General features: G+C 30.4%; 17 protein-coding genes and 1 pseudogene. 12 read left to right on the top strand and 6 right to left on the bottom strand.

The genetic code is table 11. The features are described 5' to 3' along the window. Positions 1-23: 23 nt before the first annotated feature. Positions 24-494: a tripartite tricarboxylate transporter TctB family protein gene (locus tag ACTTA4_RS03180; protein ID WP_440618295.1), complete on the top strand. Its 471-nt coding sequence runs from the start codon at positions 24-26 to the stop codon at positions 492-494. Then, positions 491-1,990, top strand: coding sequence for a tripartite tricarboxylate transporter permease (locus ACTTA4_RS03175; RefSeq protein ID WP_440633496.1), 1,500 nt, complete (start codon positions 491-493; stop codon positions 1,988-1,990). Before ACTTA4_RS03180 ends, ACTTA4_RS03175 begins: the two co-directional genes overlap by 4 nt. On the opposite strand, the gene ACTTA4_RS03170 is transcribed toward ACTTA4_RS03175, so the two are convergent. Genes ACTTA4_RS03170 through ACTTA4_RS03160 form a run of 3 tightly spaced genes read right to left on the bottom strand, consistent with a single transcriptional unit; the run spans position 1,987 to position 4,510 of the window. Beyond that, complete coding sequence (locus tag ACTTA4_RS03170) at positions 1,987-2,877, bottom strand: DMT family transporter (protein ID WP_440633495.1); 891 nt, start codon at positions 2,875-2,877, stop codon at positions 1,987-1,989. The genes ACTTA4_RS03175 and ACTTA4_RS03170 overlap by 4 nt on opposite strands. Continuing rightward, complete coding sequence (locus tag ACTTA4_RS03165) at positions 2,874-3,956, bottom strand: glycosyltransferase family 4 protein (protein ID WP_440633494.1); 1,083 nt, start codon at positions 3,954-3,956, stop codon at positions 2,874-2,876. The genes ACTTA4_RS03170 and ACTTA4_RS03165 overlap by 4 nt, the downstream gene beginning before the upstream one ends. Further along, positions 3,956-4,510, bottom strand: coding sequence for a thioredoxin family protein (locus ACTTA4_RS03160; protein ID WP_440633493.1), 555 nt, complete (start codon positions 4,508-4,510; stop codon positions 3,956-3,958). Before ACTTA4_RS03160 ends, ACTTA4_RS03165 begins: the two co-directional genes overlap by 1 nt. 20 nt (positions 4,511-4,530) lie before the next feature. On the opposite strand from ACTTA4_RS03160, the gene ACTTA4_RS03155 reads away from it, so the two are divergent. The 3 genes from ACTTA4_RS03155 to ACTTA4_RS03145 are packed head-to-tail and all read left to right on the top strand — an operon-like array spanning position 4,531 to position 6,290. Then, positions 4,531-5,043, top strand: a complete 513-nt coding sequence (locus ACTTA4_RS03155; protein ID WP_440633492.1) for a gamma carbonic anhydrase family protein — start codon at positions 4,531-4,533, stop codon at positions 5,041-5,043. Positions 5,044-5,054: 11 nt separating this feature from the next. Beyond that, positions 5,055-5,975, top strand: coding sequence for an ROK family protein (locus tag ACTTA4_RS03150; RefSeq protein ID WP_440633491.1), 921 nt, complete (start codon positions 5,055-5,057; stop codon positions 5,973-5,975). A gap of 24 nt (positions 5,976-5,999) precedes the next feature. Next, complete coding sequence (locus ACTTA4_RS03145; RefSeq protein ID WP_440633490.1) at positions 6,000-6,290, top strand: DUF1330 domain-containing protein; 291 nt, start codon at positions 6,000-6,002, stop codon at positions 6,288-6,290. On the opposite strand, the gene ACTTA4_RS03140 is transcribed toward ACTTA4_RS03145, so the two are convergent. Beyond that, positions 6,287-6,892, bottom strand: a complete 606-nt coding sequence (locus ACTTA4_RS03140) for a flavin-binding protein (RefSeq protein WP_440633489.1) — start codon at positions 6,890-6,892, stop codon at positions 6,287-6,289. The genes ACTTA4_RS03145 and ACTTA4_RS03140 overlap by 4 nt on opposite strands. Before the next feature lie 3 nt (positions 6,893-6,895). Then, on the bottom strand, positions 6,896-7,771 hold the full coding sequence (locus ACTTA4_RS03135; RefSeq protein WP_440633488.1) for an NAD(P)-dependent oxidoreductase: 876 nt from the start codon (positions 7,769-7,771) through the stop codon (positions 6,896-6,898). Positions 7,772-7,782: 11 nt separating this feature from the next. Here ACTTA4_RS03135 and ACTTA4_RS03130 point away from each other — a divergent pair, with 11 nt between their 5' ends. From ACTTA4_RS03130 to ACTTA4_RS03110, 5 genes and pseudogenes are all read left to right on the top strand, one after another. Beyond that, positions 7,783-8,991 (top strand): MFS transporter, encoded by a 1,209-nt coding sequence (locus ACTTA4_RS03130; RefSeq protein WP_440633487.1) that lies wholly within the window; start codon positions 7,783-7,785, stop codon positions 8,989-8,991. Positions 8,992-9,034: 43 nt separating this feature from the next. Continuing rightward, positions 9,035-9,415, top strand: a pseudogene (rpoZ, locus tag ACTTA4_RS03125) (DNA-directed RNA polymerase subunit omega); the annotation flags it as partial. 180 nt (positions 9,416-9,595) lie between these two features. Then, on the top strand, positions 9,596-10,588 hold the full coding sequence (dusA, locus tag ACTTA4_RS03120) for a tRNA dihydrouridine(20/20a) synthase DusA (RefSeq protein ID WP_440633486.1): 993 nt from the start codon (positions 9,596-9,598) through the stop codon (positions 10,586-10,588). 40 nt (positions 10,589-10,628) lie between these two features. Beyond that, positions 10,629-11,414, top strand: coding sequence for a sulfite exporter TauE/SafE family protein (locus ACTTA4_RS03115; protein ID WP_440633485.1), 786 nt, complete (start codon positions 10,629-10,631; stop codon positions 11,412-11,414). A gap of 2 nt (positions 11,415-11,416) precedes the next feature. Beyond that, on the top strand, positions 11,417-11,818 hold the full coding sequence (locus ACTTA4_RS03110; RefSeq protein WP_440633484.1) for an HIT domain-containing protein: 402 nt from the start codon (positions 11,417-11,419) through the stop codon (positions 11,816-11,818). 103 nt (positions 11,819-11,921) lie between these two features. On the opposite strand, the gene ACTTA4_RS03105 is transcribed toward ACTTA4_RS03110, so the two are convergent. After that, positions 11,922-13,376: a phosphomannomutase/phosphoglucomutase gene (locus tag ACTTA4_RS03105; protein ID WP_440633483.1), complete on the bottom strand. Its 1,455-nt coding sequence runs from the start codon at positions 13,374-13,376 to the stop codon at positions 11,922-11,924. Between the two features lie 179 nt (positions 13,377-13,555). Between ACTTA4_RS03105 and ACTTA4_RS03100 the strand changes: the two genes are divergently transcribed. After that, a complete protein-coding gene (locus tag ACTTA4_RS03100) occupies positions 13,556-15,493 on the top strand; it encodes a ribonucleoside-diphosphate reductase subunit alpha (RefSeq protein WP_440633482.1) in 1,938 nt (645 codons plus the stop codon). Next, positions 15,484-16,497: a ribonucleotide-diphosphate reductase subunit beta gene (locus ACTTA4_RS03095; RefSeq protein ID WP_440633481.1), complete on the top strand. Its 1,014-nt coding sequence runs from the start codon at positions 15,484-15,486 to the stop codon at positions 16,495-16,497. The genes ACTTA4_RS03100 and ACTTA4_RS03095 overlap by 10 nt, the downstream gene beginning before the upstream one ends. The last annotated feature ends 11 nt before the right edge of the window (positions 16,498-16,508 follow it).

Raw genomic sequence — 16,508 nt, 5'->3', positions numbered from 1 at the left:
GGTTAGAAATTAAAATTAGAGCAGTGAATATAAATACTACAAAAATTATATCACTGCTCTTTTTTGTTTTTTCTGCATTCTATTTATATTTAGCTTATCAAATTCAAGTTTTCACGTTTGATGAAAATGCTCCATTTAATGCTAGAACATTTCCAATTTATTTAGGTTATGCAGGATTATTTTTTTCTGGATTAAAACTTATTTTACCAGACCCAAATACGATTAAAGTAGAGCATAAAAATTTAGAGTATAAAAAAACTGGTATACTTATATTAATTGCAATTATTTACGGAGCTACAATTTTAAAAGTTGGTTATTTTTTAACCACTTCATTATTTTTATTTGCTTCATATTATTTTTTAGGAGAACGAAGGTGGATTTTAATGTTTTTATTATCCTTTCCATTTGTTGCTGCCTTTATGTATTTGCTTCATGGTATTCTTGATATTTATTTAAGAGATCCATTTTTACAATTAATTGGAGTAATGGGATGATTGAAGGAATACTAATTGGATTAACAACAGCACTTACACTTCAAAACATATTAATGGTAATGGTTGGTTGTTTTTTTGGAACAATCATTGGAATGCTTCCTGGTCTTGGTCCAATGACGGCAATAGCCTTAATGATACCTATTACATATGGTTTTGAACCTGCAACTGGATTAATATTGATGGCTGGAGTTTATTATGGAGCAGTGTTTGGAGGTTCAACTTCTTCAATATTATTAAATGCCCCTGGTGTTCCAGGAACAGTTGCAACTTCATTTGATGGTTATCCAATGGCACAACAAGGTAAAGCTGGAAAAGCTTTAGCAATTGCTGCTTGGAGTTCATTTGCAGGTGGAACACTATCTGCAATTTACTTATTATTTATGGCACCAAGTTTATCTAAAGTGAGTTTATCTTTTAGATCACCTGATTATTTTGCTTTGATGATTTTAGGTTTAACGGCCATTGCAGCTTTTTCATCTAAGGGACAATTTTTAAAAGCAATGATGATGGTTGTTCTAGGTTTAATGTTAGCTTCAGTTGGTCAAGACAGTTTGTCTGATATTACAAGATATACATTTAACAATATGAACTTAACTGATGGTATTAGCTTTGTACTAGTTGTGATGGCTACTTTTGCAATGAGTGAAGCTTTAACAATTATTTTAAAGAGAAATGATCCAACAACTGCTGCTAAACAAGTTTCATTAACTGAATTAGGCTCAATTAAGATTAATAAAGAAGAACGAACTAAAATGTATAAAACAATTCCAAGATCATCAGTAATTGGTTTTTTAATTGGTGTTTTACCTGGAGCTGGCGCAACAATTGCTTCTTTTTTAGCTTATGGAATGGAAAGAAATGTAGTTAGTGATCAGGAAAAAGAAAAATTTGGTAAGGGAAGTGTAAATGGTTTATCAGCACCAGAAACTGCAAACAATGCTGCTTGCTCTGGTTCTTTTGTGCCAATGCTTACTTTAGGGATTCCTGGGAGTGGAACTACAGCAGTAATGCTTGGGGCTCTTTTAGGTTTTGGTGTTCAGCCTGGTCCTAGACTTTATATGACTAATCCAGAGATTTTTTGGTCGATAATTATGTCTATGTATATTGGAATGGTAATTCTTCTTATATTAAACTTACCACTCATACCTTATATAGCTAGAATTCTTGCTGTACCTAAAAATTATTTAATTCCTTTAATTTTATTTTTTTCTGTTACTGGCATTTACGTCATGTCATTTAATAATTTTGATATTTATTTAATGATTGGGATTGCAGTAGTAGCAACTTTTTTAAGATTATATGATTTCCCTATGCCACCTTTGATATTAGCTTTTGTACTTGGTGGATTGATGGAAGAAAACTTGAGACGATCTTTATTATTAAGTAATGGTTCGTGGGAATTTTTGTGGGACAGAACATTAACTGCGTGTATCCTTGCTACTACAATTTTAATTGTAGTTTGGCATATTTACAAAACTTTTAAGAAGAAAAATTAAGATTTAATATCTATTCGTTTTCTAATTATTTCTTTATTAAGCTTCATTTCACGATAAGACATAATGAAAACTCCTAAAAATATAATACTAGCACCAATCCAAGTGAAGAGATCAGGGATTTCGCTAAATACAAAGTAACCAATTAGAGATGCAAATACTAAACTTAGAAAAGAATAGGGTTGTGTCATGCTTACATCAACTAATTTATAAGCGTGATTAATACAAAGATGCAACAATGTACCAGATAGACCTGCAAAAAATAAATAAACCAAAGTTTGTAGACTAGGTGTTTGCCAATAAAACAATGCAATAAGGAAACTAAAAATAGTCATATAACAGTATCCATAAGATAAAATTGTAATCGAACTATCGTCTTTTGTTATAGTCTTTGTAATTATGATCACAATTGACCACATAAAAGATGATGCCAGCGCCATATACACTCCAATAGAGATGTCAATAATACCTGGTCTTAAAATTACCAGCATACCTATAAATCCTAAAATCAGTGCAAAACTTCTGTAGATATAAATTTTTTCTCCAAGAAACAAAACAGCCAAAATAGTTACTATAAAAGGAACAACAAAAGATATTGCAGTAGCTTTTTCAATTGGCATCATTGTTAAAGCTGAAAAATATAAAAGCATTGAAGGCAAGTTTAAAACTGCTCTAAGAAAATGTTTTTTATGATGATTTGATTTAAAAACTGCAAATTTAGTTTTTAACATATAAGGAAAAATAATCAGAAAACCAAATAAAAATCTAAAAAAACCTGCTATATAAACATTAACTTCCTCTTGTGCTAATTTTAAAAAAGTTAACATTAATGTTCCACAAAAAACTGAGATTATAATTAAAAAAATTGCTAATTTATTATTCGAAATCAATTTAATATTTTTTTGTATTCTTCAATTATTTTTGACCATTGAAATTTATTCGCAAATTCTTTTGCATTTTTTCCATGTTCTAAATATTTTTTATTTTCTAACATTGAATTAATTGAAGAATAAATATCATCAAGATTATTTCCATCACATATTAAACCAGTATTTTCATGATTTATTGCATCTGCCGCACCTCCATCTTTACCACCTATAGATGGTACACCGTACTGTGCTGCTTCAACATATGCAATTCCAAACCCTTCAACAGATTTTTTATGAATTATAGAAGGCATTACAAATAAATTTGATTTAGCGATTAGTGCATTTTTTAAATCATCACTTATGTCTTTAAAAAACATTACTTGTTCATCTAAATTTAATTCTTTTACTAATTTTTTGATATTCTCTTCTTCATCACCGTATCCAATACAAATGTAGACAATATCTGGGTAAATTTGTTTTAGATTTCTAAGAGCCATAACTACTTTTTCATGATTTTTTCTTTTATCAAATCTTGAAACAGTAATTAATCTTGGCGTTTTAACTTTTAGTAAGCTTTCAACTTTTTCCAATGATTTTTTGTTTAATTCTTGAGCTGGATCAACACCAGGATTAATTACAATAATTTTATTTTCATTAACCCCACATTCAATAGCAAGGTTTTTGGTATATTGTGAGTTAGCAATAACTTTTTCTACATTGTTAAGAACATTCAAAACTCTTTTATTTTGACTTGATCCTTTAGGATGATTGATCTCTTTGCTATGAATAAGACAGTATTTTTTTTTAGAAGTTTTAATTAATTCTAAACTTTTCCAATGATCTCCTATTATTCCTTCAACCTTATTCTCTTTGATAAATTCATTAATTAATTGAGCTTTTCTATATTTTCTAAGAAGTTTTATTCCACCAACTCTTTCAATTGAAAACGAAGCTTGTTCATCAAAATCTTTATGATTATCAATATAATCTGCAAACACTTTTATCATAAAGTTTTTAGATAACTCTCTTGATAAACCCCACATCAAGCTTTGCATTCCACCTAGTTCAGGAGGAAAAGATCTAGTAACAATTAAATACATTAATTAGTTTTCCACTTTATGCTGCAGCCAGCACTAGGAATTTGGTCTTTAGGACCTTCACCTGTATTAGCAATTTGTTTCATAGCTTTTAACAAATCACTTTCACCTTCTTTTAAAGGTATAAGATTTCTTAACTCTCTTAATCTTCCTCGATATTGAAGTTCTAAATTTTTGTTATATCCAAAAAAATCTGGCGTACATACAGCATCATATGCTTTTGCAATATTTTGCGTTTCGTCGTTTAAGTAAGGAAAATTAAAATTATTATCTTTTGAAAATTTAATCATATTTTCAAAAGAGTCTTCAGGATAATTTTCTGCATCATTTGCACAGATTGCAACTGAATTTATTCCAATTTTTTTTAATTCATTACAATCTTCAACTATTTCTTTTGTAACTGCTTTTACATATGGACAATGATTGCAAATAAACATTATCAAAGTTCCATTTTCTCCTTTGATATCCTCTAATGAAAGAATTTTATTATCTGTTGATTTTAATTCAAATGGAATAGCTTTTTGACCAAAATCACATATTGGAGTTTGTATTGGCATACTGTAAGAATATATAAATTATGTTTTATGATTTAAAAGATAAAAAACCAAAAAACTCTGGCGAAAATTGGGTAGCTCCTAATGCAACCATAATTGGAGATGTTACATTGGAGAAAAATACAAGCATTTGGTTTAATGCTGTTTTAAGAGGCGATATAGAAAATATTCATATAGGTGAGGGATCTAATATTCAGGATGGTAGTGTTTTACACACAGATCCTGGCTGCCCATTAAAAGTAGGAAAAAATGTTACTGTAGGTCATTTAGTAATGCTTCATGGATGTACCATTGGAGATAATAGTTTAATTGGGATTGGTGCAGTAATTTTAAATAAAGCAAATATAGGAAAAAACTGCATTATTGGAGCAAAAGCTTTAATAACTGAAAATAAAGTTATACCGGATAATTCTTTAGTAGTGGGATCACCTGGAAAAATTGTAAGAGAAGTTACCGAGGAAGAAAAAAAAGCAGTAGAGCAAAATACCAAACACTATCAAAATAACTGGAAGAAATATTCTAAATCTATTTTTTAAAAGTTAAATTTATGAAGAGTAAATTTAAAATAGGGATTGATTATGGAGGTACTAAAATTGAAGGTATTCTTTTAGATCATGATGGCAAACAGCTGGAAAGAAAAAGATATTCATATGAAAGAAATTATTTATCAGGAATTGAAACTGTAAAAAAACTTGTAGATGAATTTGATAAAATTAGTGAAGAAGTATGTTCTGTTGGTATTGGAATACCTGGATTTTCCTCGAGACAAACTGGAATAATTACTAATGCAAATTCTCTTTGGTTAAATGACAAACCTTATAAAAAAGATTTAGAATTAGCTTTAAATAGAGAAGTAAGATTAATGAATGATGCAAATTGTTTTACATTGTCTGAAGCTGTAGATGGAGCTGGAAAAGATTATAAATCTATCTTTGGAATAATTATTGGCACAGGTTTTGGGGGTGGATTATCTTACAATAAATCAATAATTGAGGGATCAAATCAAATTGCAGGGGATTGGGGACATCAACCATTGCCTTATCCAACTAAAGAGGAACAAGAAATAAAAATAAGCTGTCCTTCAAATAACTGTGGCAGAGCTTTGTGCGCAGAACAATTTATGTCTGGTATTGGTTTTAAAGATAGGTTCAATCAAAAATATGATACTAATTTTACTTCAGAAGAAATTGTTAAACTTGATTTAGAAAAGGATCCAAGAGCTAATTTAGAATTGGGTTTGTATGAAGATAGAATGGCAAGATTAATGGCTGTAATGATAGGAATTTTTGATCCTGATGCAATAATTCTTGGTGGAGGAATGTCAAATATTGATCGGTTTTATAAAAATATTCCAACTTTGATACCCAAGTACACTTTTTCAAATAAAGTAGAAACTAAAGTGTTAAAAAATTTACATGGGGATTCAAGTGGAGTGAGAGGGGCAGCTTGGCTTTGGAATAATGAGTAGAACAATTAAAAAAAGGAGATAATTATGTCAGCAGGTTACGTTATAGCTCAATTAAAAGTAACAAATTCAGAAAACTATAAAGAATATGTAGCTAAAGTTACAGAGGTTGTAAAAAAATTTGGTGGAGAATATCTAGTTAGAAATGGTGAATACCAAGTAGTAGAGGGTGAAGATAATTTTCCAAGATTAGTAATCATTAAATTTCCATCATATGAAAAAGCTTTAGAATGGTATCACTCTGATGAATATAAGCCAGTTAAAGACATACGTCTTCAAAACTCTGAAGGAAGCAATATAATTGTGAAAGGAATTTAAGGTACTAGCCAGGTATCTTTATTATTTTCTAAATCAAATTTTGCTCTTCGATGACCTTTAGCGGCTAAATATAACCATTCTATTGATTTTATTTTGCACTGAATAACCGTAAAGTTTTTATAACCTTCTTCACTTTGTTCTTTAGTGTAATCAAAATTATCAAGTTCAGGTTTCAGTCCAGATGTAGGAGTATCAGACTCAGTTCCTGGTCCATTATCAACTAAATAACATTTTCTAGATATGTGCTGGGTTTTTGACCAAGATTCTTTAGTTACTTCGTTATTATGATTAATAGTACACTCTACTTTCAGTCTAACCTGAATTTTTTCATCTTTATCATAAAATAACATTGCTGCATTTTTGTTTGATTTTAATTTTTCAATTTTATCTGAGCGAATATCACTATGATACTGAACTAAATTATTAGATTGATCTGATTTTCGAAGAACTACAATTCTACCATCTAAATCAGATTGGCTACCACATATAAACACAGGTATTCTAAAAGGCGAACTTCTGTCTTTGACAGCTCTATTTAACATAGACCAAATTTTCTTTTTGATCTCTACAAAGTCCTCATAATAAGGAACAGTATCAGTCACAAATTATTTTTTCTTTTTTAATCTAGCAATAAGTGCAGAGCTATCCCAACGATTACCACCCATTTCTTGGACTTCAGCATAGTAACCATCTATGATTTCTGTAATTGGTACAGGCGAACCATTTCTTTTTGCTTCTTCAATTGCAATTTTTAAATCTTTTCTCATCCAATCAATAGCAAATCCATAATCAAACTTATCATCAGTCATAGTTCGATATCTATTTTCCATCTGCCAGGACTGTGCTGCACCTTTAGATATAGTTTCCATTACTTTGTCCATGTCTAAACCTGCATTTATTCCAAAGTTAATTGCTTCTGATAAACCTTGAACTGCTCCAGCTATACACATCTGGTTCATCATTTTAGTAAGCTGTCCACTTCCACAAGATCCAATTAATTTTACTTTTTTACTGTAACAATCAATTACTGGTTCTGCTTTTTTAAAAACTTCTTCATCACCACCAACCATAACAGTAAGTATTCCACCTTCAGCACCAGATTGACCTCCAGATATAGGTGCATCTAAAAAATCAAAACCTTTTTCTTTTGCAGCCTTATATAATTCTCTGGATACTTCTGCTGATACAGTTGAGTTATCAATAAATATTGATCCAGCTTTTGCTGTGTTAAATAATCCATTTTCTCCTGTAGCTACTTCTCTTAAATCATTATCGTTACCCACACATGTAAAAATAAAATCTGCACCTTCTGCTGCCTTAGCAGGAGTATTAGCCATTTTACCTTTGTATTCACCAATCCATTTTTCAGCTTTAGATTTTGTTCTATTAAAAACAGTTACATTGTGTCCGGCTTTTGATATATAACCAGCCATTGGGTAGCCCATAACCCCAAGACCTATGAAAGCAACATTACAAGTCATAATTTTTTTCTATGTTTAAAAGTTTAAGTTTAAAAGTAATTGTATTTGGATTTATTTTTACATTTTTTTCTAGTTTTGGACAGAGTTTTTTTCTTGGACTTTTTAATTCAAGTATAAGAGATACTTTATCGATTACCCATGGACAATTTGGCTCAATTTATGCTTCAGCAACATTATTTAGTAGTATACTTTTTATATGGTTAGGAAAAAAAATTGATGATGTAAATGTATTTAAGTTTTCTTTATTCGTAATTCCGCTTTTAGCCTTTTCATGTTTTTTCTTTTCTAAAATATATTCAATACCATTTTTATTTGCTGCAATATTTTTAATGAGATTTTCAGGTCAAGGAATGATGTCTCACACAGCAAGCACAACAATTTCAAGATACTTTACTAAATCAAGAGGTAAAGCTCTTAGCGCAGGTTGGTTTGGATTATCTTGTGGTGAATTTATTTTACCTGTTTTAATTGTTTATTTATTAACTTTATATACTTGGCAAAATATTTGGTTAACAATTTCAATTATTGTAATTTTATTTTTACCAATTGCTTCTTATTTATTAATTAAAAACTTAAGTTTGGATTCAAGAGAAGTTGACAATAACCAAAAGAAAGAAGATAAAAGTATTAAGCAGTGGACAAGACTTGAAGTATTAAAAGATTATAGATTTTATATTGTTAGTTCAAACATGCTTGCTATGCCATGGATTGCAACAGGAGTTTTTGTTTACCAATCTTTTGTCACAAGCTCTAAAGGTTGGGGTGAATTTACTATCGCACAATCATTTATGTCTTATTCTATATTCACTGTTTCAACATTATTATTAGCAGGTCCATTAATAGATAAATTTAGTAGTAGAAAACTATTAATTTATATGAATATCCCATTGTTGATCTCTACTTTTGTAATTATTTTATTTGATTCATCTGTCACAGCATTTGTGTTTCTTGGGTTGATTGGAATATCAAATGGATTTGCCAATGTGTTAGGTTCAGCTACTTGGGCTGAAATTTATGGAGTGAAACATATTGGATCAATTAAAGCTTTAACTACTGCATTAATGGTATTTTCTACAGCATTTGGAACCGCTTTATTTGGTGTTTTGATCGACATTGGTTTTTCAATTGAAAAAATTGCCGTTGTTTCTGCGATTTATATATTCTCGTCTTTAGCTCTATTATTTTTAACAAGAAAGAAGCTAAATCCTATTTATATTTAGAAAACACTTGATTTTTTTGAGCCTCAGGTATAAACAACCGCCCATGGCTAGAGTAACCGTAGAAGACTGTATAGATAAAGTAGAAAGTCCTTATGAATTAGTTTTAGTAGCTAAAGAGAGAGCTACTCAACTTAATGCTGGTTTAGAACCAACAATAGATAGGGATAATGACAAAAATACAGTGATATCTTTAAGAGAAATTGCTGAAGAGAAAATTAAAGTATCAGATTTAACTGAAAGCGCTGTTTACAAACTTAGAAAACATGTTGAACAAGTTGATGACGGGGTAGAGGATGATGAAGATATTGGTGATGATTTTGAAAATCTTTACAAAGGAGAAATTTCAAAAAGTGGTACTCCAATTTTACCATCTAAAAGAGCAAGAAAAACTCCAGAAAAAATTCAAGTGTCAAAGGAAGATTTAGCTGAATTGTCTGAAACAGCTGCACCTGAAGTTGATGCTGCAGTTGGCCAAGAAACTATGAATGAACAAGGTGAAGTTTCATTAGATGAAGTTTCAGAATCAGAAAATCAAGAAGCAGATGTTGCTTCTGAAGATCCAGAAGCTTCAAACTCATAAAAAAATAATATAAAGTCTTAGTTTATGAATAGGTTAGTATCAGTTGCTCCTATGATGGACTGTACAGATCGTCATGAACGATATTTTTTAAGACTAATATCCAAAAATATACTTCTTTATACTGAAATGGTTGTCGATGAAGCAATCAATAGAGGTGATAAAAAAAAATTACTAGAATTCAATATCAATGAAAAGCCAGTTGCACTCCAATTAGGTGGATCTTCACCTAAGTTGCTTGCGGAGGCAACAAAAGTTGGAGAAGACTTTGGTTACGATGAAATTAATTTAAATTTAGGATGTCCAAGTAGAAAAGTAGAGAAAAATAGATTTGGTGCTTGTTTAATGAAAGAGCCAAACTTAGTTGCAGATTGTTTAACTGAAATGCAATCAAAAACTAAATTACCTGTAACCATAAAAACTAGAATTGGATATGACAATGTCGAAGATTATGAAAACTTACATAATTTCATATCTACTCTAAAATCTACGGGTGTTAAAACTTTTATAATCCATGCAAGAAAGGCTATGCTTGGCAAGTTTACACCTAAACAAAATCTAAATATTCCACCTTTAAAGTACGAGTTTGTTTATAAGTTAAAAGAAGATTTTCCAAATGAAGAAATAATAATCAATGGAGGAATAATCTCTGTTGATCAAATTAAACCTCATTTAGAAAAAACAGATGGCGTTATGATTGGAAGAGCTGCTTATCATACACCTTATTTGTTAGCAGATATTGAGAGAGAAATTTTTAATAATGAGGATATTCCTAGTAGGCAAGATGTTATTGAGCAGTTAATTCCTTATGTAAAAGATGAGCTAAAAAAAGGAACTCGTTTAAACCAAATCATGAGACACACATTAGGTTTATTTCACGGTCAATCTGGTGCTAGTCATTGGAAAAGATATTTAAGTGAAAATATGTGTGTTAGAGATGCTGATGTAAAAAAAATTGATCACATAATGGATAAAATTAAATACAACAATGTTGATATGAGAGAAGGTCAATCTGCTTAGTTCAATCTTAGCAAATGAATATATCTATATTGTTTTATTAATGGTTTTGACTGCAATTCCAGTAGGATTTGTAGCTGGCCTTTTTGGTATCGGCGGTGGTTTAATAACAGTCCCGTTTCTTTATTACATATTTGGCAAACTTGGAATTGATCAAGCTTATATAATGCACTTAGCGGTAGGAACTTCTTTTGCAATAATAATTCCAACATCAATAGTTTCAGTTTTAACTCATCATAAATTTAATTCAGTCGATTTTAATGTAGTTAAAAGCTATGGTTTTTTTGTAGTTGCAGGAGTTGTTTTGGGAACAATATTTGCTGCAACTTTCAAAACAAAATCATTAGTACTTTTTTTTGCAATCGTAATCTTTTTTTTAGGAATTTATTTACTTACAATTAAAGAAAAGGAACAAAATGTAATATCTGAAATGAAATTGTATTTAAAAATAATACTTGGTGCGATTGTTGGATTTATTTCAGCTATAACAGGTATAGGTGGTGCTGTTATGAATGTACCAATCCTAAAATTTTTCGGTTATTCAATTAATAAAGCAATTGGAAGTGCTGCAGCGATTGGTTTTTTAATTGCACTATTTGGTGCTACAGGTTTTTTTATTTCAGGAAGTTATTTAAAAACAAATTTACCATTTAGTATTGGATTTTTAAATGTACCAGCTTTTTTAATCTTTATTCCGATTACAACTTTTATGGCAAGACTAGGTGCAAGAACAGCTCACAGAATAGATAAAAATAAAATTAGTAAATTACTTGCTATTTTCTTACTAATCGTAGCAGTTAAGTTTTTCTACGAATATATTAAATTATAAGTATGTCGTTTAAGTTAAATAGGAAATTTTTAAAGACTTCATATCATCTTCTTGATCTTAAATTATGTACTATTAGGCTAAACGATAATTCTAAATTTCCATGGATAATTCTAATTCCCAAAAGAAATAAGATTACCGACATAACCGACCTTAATTCTAAAGATCAAACTCTTCTAATGAAGGAAATTGTTTATGTCAGTAAAGTAATGAAAAAATTATTTAAAACTTCAAAACTCAACGTAGAAAAAATTGGAAATATTGTTCCTCAGTTGCATATACATATTATTGCTAGAAGTATAAAAGATAGTTCTTGGCCATTATCTGTATGGGTTGTTAAAGGAAACAATTACTCAAAAACAGCTCTAAAAGTAATAGTTGATAAATTAAGAAAAGCTTTAAAATAAAAAGAGGTGACTTCAGTCTCCCTCCATCACCTCAATTAATTTTTTAAATGATTCTTTACAGTTTTATGAACACTTATTAGTTGAAAATTAACTTTATTAAGTACTAAATTTTTTGATCGTATTCGCCTATTTTCCCAGTTTTTTGAAGTAAATCGTCAATAAAATCAAAGATTTTCTTCTTTCTATTATCTGAGGTTGGGCTTTCAGTTACAATTACTAATGAAGGTTTATTAGATGATGCTCTTATCAATCCCCAAGATCCATCTTCAAAAGAAAATCTTATACCATTAACCGTAAGAACATCTGTAATTTCTTGATCATCAATTTTAGTTTTATTATTTTTTAATTGTTCTACTTTTTTAACTAATTCTTCAACTACTTGATATTTTTCTTCATCTTTACAGAATGGCGCCATCGTTGGTGTTTGAAAAGTATTTGGCAATTCATTAATTATTTCACTCATTTTTTTATTTTCATTATCTAATAAATGACAGACATGAATGGCTGAATTTATCCCATCATCGTAACCATATCCTAAAGGCTGATTGAAAAAGAAATGACCACTTTTTTCAAAGCCTGCTAATGCCTTTTCAGTGTTAACTTTACGTTTAATATGGGAATGACCTGTTTTCCAATAAATTGTTTCACAATTGTTTTCTATTAAAATTTTGTCTTTTGAGTACAAACCTGTTGATTTTACATCAACAACAAATTTAGAATTTTTGTGTTTAGTAGATAAGTTTCTTGCTATCAGTAAACCAATTTTATCAGAGAATATTTCGTTACCTTCATTATCAATAACACCAACTCGATCTCCATCACCATCAAAGCCAAAACCTATATCAGCATTATTTTCTTTAACCACTTTAGCAATTTCATGAAGCATTTCTAAATCTTCAGGATTAGGATTGTATTTTGGAAAATTCCAATCTAAGTTACAATCTAACTCGATAACTTCACATCCAATACCCCTTAAAATATCTGGTGCAAAAACACCTGCAGTTCCATTACCGCAAGCAACTACAGCTTTAATCTTTTTATTTATTTTGTTTTTATTAATCAGGTCATCTTTATAAATTTTATCGAAATCTTTTATTTCCTTTTCATTTCCATCACCTTTTGAAAACTTTTCATTCAATGTTATTTCTTTTAATTCTCTCATTTCTTCAGGCGCATGAGTTAAGCCTTTTTTGATACCCATTTTTACACCAGTCCAACCATTTTCATTATGACTTGCTGTAACCATAGCAACTGCATCTGCATCTAAATTAAATTGTGCAAAATAAACCATCGGAGACAATGAAAGACCAATATCTTCTATATGACATCCTGTTGACTTTAATCCTCTTTTAAGTGAAGTTTTTATTTCCTCACTGTAAGATCGGTAATCATGTCCAACAATAATTCTTGGATGATCTTTTTTGGTATGATTTTTTATTTGTGTCCCAAGTCCTTTGCCGAGATTCTCTATACCCGCTGCGTTTATGTCTTTTTCATACAACCAACGGGCGTCATATTCTCTAAAACCATAAGGATCTATTTTTAAATTTTCACTCATTTATCCACTACTTACTCTTTTTATGTTAATTTCTTTAAAAAAATTTTATTTTTTTATTGAAAATCATATTGTCGCGTTCTATAAATGTTCCATTGATTAAACGTTTATTTAGTATACTTAATCAAAGCGCCTACAACATATAGTTGTTTTCGCAAAACTAAAATAATATAATAACAAATATGAACAAGATTCTATCTCAAGCCCTCAAGAAAGCTGTCTCCGAATATAGCCCAGAAGTTAAAGAAGTTTCAAAAGCGAATAAGCCTGATTTATTTTCTTTAAATAACGAAACAGAATTATTTCAAAACGAAAAAGGTATAATAATTAAAATTGATCGTTCTAAAGATTCAAATCTTACTGATTTTGGTAAAGCGACTTTAAAAGATAGATACCTTGGTTTAAACGAATCTTATCAAGATTTATTTGCAAGAGTAGCAAGCACTTATGCTGATGATAATTTACATGCACAGAGAATTTATAATTACATAAGTAATCTTTGGTTTATGCCAGCAACACCAGTTTTATCAAACGGTGGAACTAAAAGAGGTTTACCTATTTCATGTTTTTTAAATGAAGCATCTGATAGCTTAGGCGGAATTTTAGATCTTTGGAGTGAGAATGTTTGGCTTGCTGCAAAGGGTGGGGGAATTGGAAGCTACTGGGGTAACCTAAGATCTATTGGAGAAAAAATTGGTAGAGTTGGAAAAACTTCAGGAATAATTCCTTTTATTAAAGTAATGGACTCTTTAACAATGGCAATTAGTCAAGGCTCATTAAGAAGAGGCTCTGCAGCTTGTTATCTTCCTATCGATCATCCTGAAATAGAAGAGTTTATTGAAATGAGAAGACCAACTGGTGGAGATCCAAATAGAAAAGCATTAAATTTACACCATGGTGTTTTGGTTTCAGATGCTTTCATGAGAGCAGTTGAAACAGATGAACAGTGGGCATTAAAAAGTCCAGCAGACGGAACTGTGCAACAAACTATTTCTGCAAGAAATTTATGGATAAGATTATTAACTGCTAGAATTGAAACTGGTGAGCCTTATATAATTTATATAGATACAGTTAACCGACAAATTCCTCAACATCATAAGTTAGCAAATCTTACTGTTAAAACTTCTAACTTATGCAGTGAGATAACTCTTCCTACAGGAATTGATAAAGACGGTAGAGATAGAACAGCGGTGTGCTGTTTATCATCTTTAAATTTAGAAAAATATGAAGAATGGAAAGATGATCCAGATATGATTAGTGATGTAATGAGATTTTTGGATAATGTGTTATCTGATTTCATTAATAAAGCTCCTGAACAATTTAAAGATGCTAAATACTCTGCTGAAAGAGAGAGAAGTGTTGGTTTGGGTGTGATGGGCTTCCATTCTTTCTTACAGAAAAATAGAATTCCACTTGAGTCTGTAATGGCAAAATCATGGAATAAAAAAATATTTAAAAATATTCATGAAAAAGTTAATCAAGCTTCTAAAGATTTAGCTGAAGAAAGAGGAGCGTGTCCTGATGCTGCAGAGTATGGTTATCAAGAAAGATTTTCTAACAAAACTGCAATTGCACCAACAGCATCAATTTCTATTATTTGTGGAGGAGCTTCTCCAGGAGTAGAGCCCATTGCAGCAAACAGTTATACTCACAAAACTTTATCTGGTTCGTTTAATGTGAGAAACAGATATCTTGAAGAAATTCTTGAAAGTCATGGTAAGAATGATGAGGAAACTTGGTCTAGTATTACTACAAACCAAGGCTCAGTTAACCATTTAGATTTTTTAACTGATTTAGAAAAAGATGTATTTAAAACTGCATTTGAACTTAATCAAAGCTGGATAATTGAATTGAGCGGAGACAGAACTCCTTTTATTTCACAAGCTCAATCAGTTAACTTATTTTTACCTGCAGATGTTCATAAAAAAGAATTACATAAAATTCATTTTGATGCTTGGAAGAAAGGTTTAAAGAGCCTTTACTATTGTAGATCAAAATCAATTCAAAGAGCTGAGAATGTTAACGACTCTAAGTCAACAGACATCATGGCTAATGTATATAAAAATAAATCAACCGAAAATAGTGAACCAGAGTATGAGGAGTGTTTATCATGTCAGTAGCAGAAAAAGTTAAGTCAGAAATTATTCAACCGCAAAAAAACAATAATGGATTGCTTGTTGCAAATCCAGTTTACAAACCTTTTAGATACCCATGGTGTTATGATGCATGGTTAACTCAACAAAGAATTCACTGGTTACCAGAGGAAGTTCCACTTGGAGATGATGTGAGAGATTGGCAAAAAAATCTTTCAGCTTCAGAAAAAAATCTATTAACACAAATTTTTAGATTTTTTACTCAAGCAGATGTTGAAGTTAGTAACTGCTACATAAGACATTACATGAATGTATTTAAACCAACTGAAGTATTAATGATGATGTCTTCTTTTGCTTCAATGGAAACAGTTCATATTGCAGCTTACTCACATTTGTTAGATACAATTGGTATGCCAGAGTCTGAGTATTCAGCATTTATGAAGTACAAAGAAATGAAAGATAAATACGATTACATGCAAGGTTTTGATGTTAAATCAAATCATGATATTGCAAAAACAATTGCTGTATTTAGTGCTTTCACAGAAGGTCTTCAGTTATTTGCAAGTTTTGCAATTTTGTTAAACTTTCCAAGACATAACAAGATGAAAGGAATGGGTCAGATTGTTACTTGGTCGGTGAGAGACGAAACATTGCATTGCAATTCGATGATCAGATTATTTAAAGATTTCATTAAAGAAAATCCTGAAACATGGACACCTCAATTGAAAAAAGAAATTTATGAAGCTTGCAGAACAATTGTTGAGCATGAAGATGCTTTTATTGATTTGGCTTTTCAAATGGGTCCAATGGAAGGTTTGACTGCAGATGATATTAAAAAATATATTCGATTTATTGCAAATAGAAGATTAGATCAATTAGGATTAGAAGCGATCTATGACATTGATAAAAATCCATTAACTTGGTTAGATACAATGCTAAATGCTGTAGAGCATATGAACTTCTTTGAAGGAAGAGCTACAGAGTATTCTAAAGCATCAACTCAAGGAACTTGGGCAGAAGCATTTAGTTAATAAATATATTT

Origin of the sequence: Candidatus Pelagibacter sp. HIMB1485 (genome assembly GCF_052048055.1) — a bacterium.
Classification (GTDB): Bacteria; Pseudomonadota; Alphaproteobacteria; order Pelagibacterales; family Pelagibacteraceae; genus Pelagibacter.
This window is presented reverse-complemented; position numbering and strand designations above follow the sequence as displayed.

Coding starts and splice junctions, on each gene's coding strand:
- ACTTA4_RS03175 (WP_440633496.1), top strand. CDS start 491: ATGATTGAAGGAATACTAATTGGATTAACAACAGCACTTACACTTCAA.
- ACTTA4_RS03165 (WP_440633494.1), bottom strand. CDS start 3,956: ATGTATTTAATTGTTACTAGATCTTTTCCTCCTGAACTAGGTGGAATG.
- ACTTA4_RS03160 (WP_440633493.1), bottom strand. CDS start 4,510: ATGCCAATACAAACTCCAATATGTGATTTTGGTCAAAAAGCTATTCCA.
- ACTTA4_RS03155 (WP_440633492.1), top strand. CDS start 4,531: ATGTTTTATGATTTAAAAGATAAAAAACCAAAAAACTCTGGCGAAAAT.
- ACTTA4_RS03150 (WP_440633491.1), top strand. CDS start 5,055: ATGAAGAGTAAATTTAAAATAGGGATTGATTATGGAGGTACTAAAATT.
- ACTTA4_RS03145 (WP_440633490.1), top strand. CDS start 6,000: ATGTCAGCAGGTTACGTTATAGCTCAATTAAAAGTAACAAATTCAGAA.
- ACTTA4_RS03135 (WP_440633488.1), bottom strand. CDS start 7,771: ATGACTTGTAATGTTGCTTTCATAGGTCTTGGGGTTATGGGCTACCCA.
- ACTTA4_RS03130 (WP_440633487.1), top strand. CDS start 7,783: ATGTTTAAAAGTTTAAGTTTAAAAGTAATTGTATTTGGATTTATTTTT.
- dusA (WP_440633486.1), top strand. CDS start 9,596: ATGAATAGGTTAGTATCAGTTGCTCCTATGATGGACTGTACAGATCGT.
- ACTTA4_RS03115 (WP_440633485.1), top strand. CDS start 10,629: ATGGTTTTGACTGCAATTCCAGTAGGATTTGTAGCTGGCCTTTTTGGT.
- ACTTA4_RS03110 (WP_440633484.1), top strand. CDS start 11,417: ATGTCGTTTAAGTTAAATAGGAAATTTTTAAAGACTTCATATCATCTT.
- ACTTA4_RS03105 (WP_440633483.1), bottom strand. CDS start 13,376: ATGAGTGAAAATTTAAAAATAGATCCTTATGGTTTTAGAGAATATGAC.
- ACTTA4_RS03100 (WP_440633482.1), top strand. CDS start 13,556: ATGAACAAGATTCTATCTCAAGCCCTCAAGAAAGCTGTCTCCGAATAT.
- ACTTA4_RS03095 (WP_440633481.1), top strand. CDS start 15,484: ATGTCAGTAGCAGAAAAAGTTAAGTCAGAAATTATTCAACCGCAAAAA.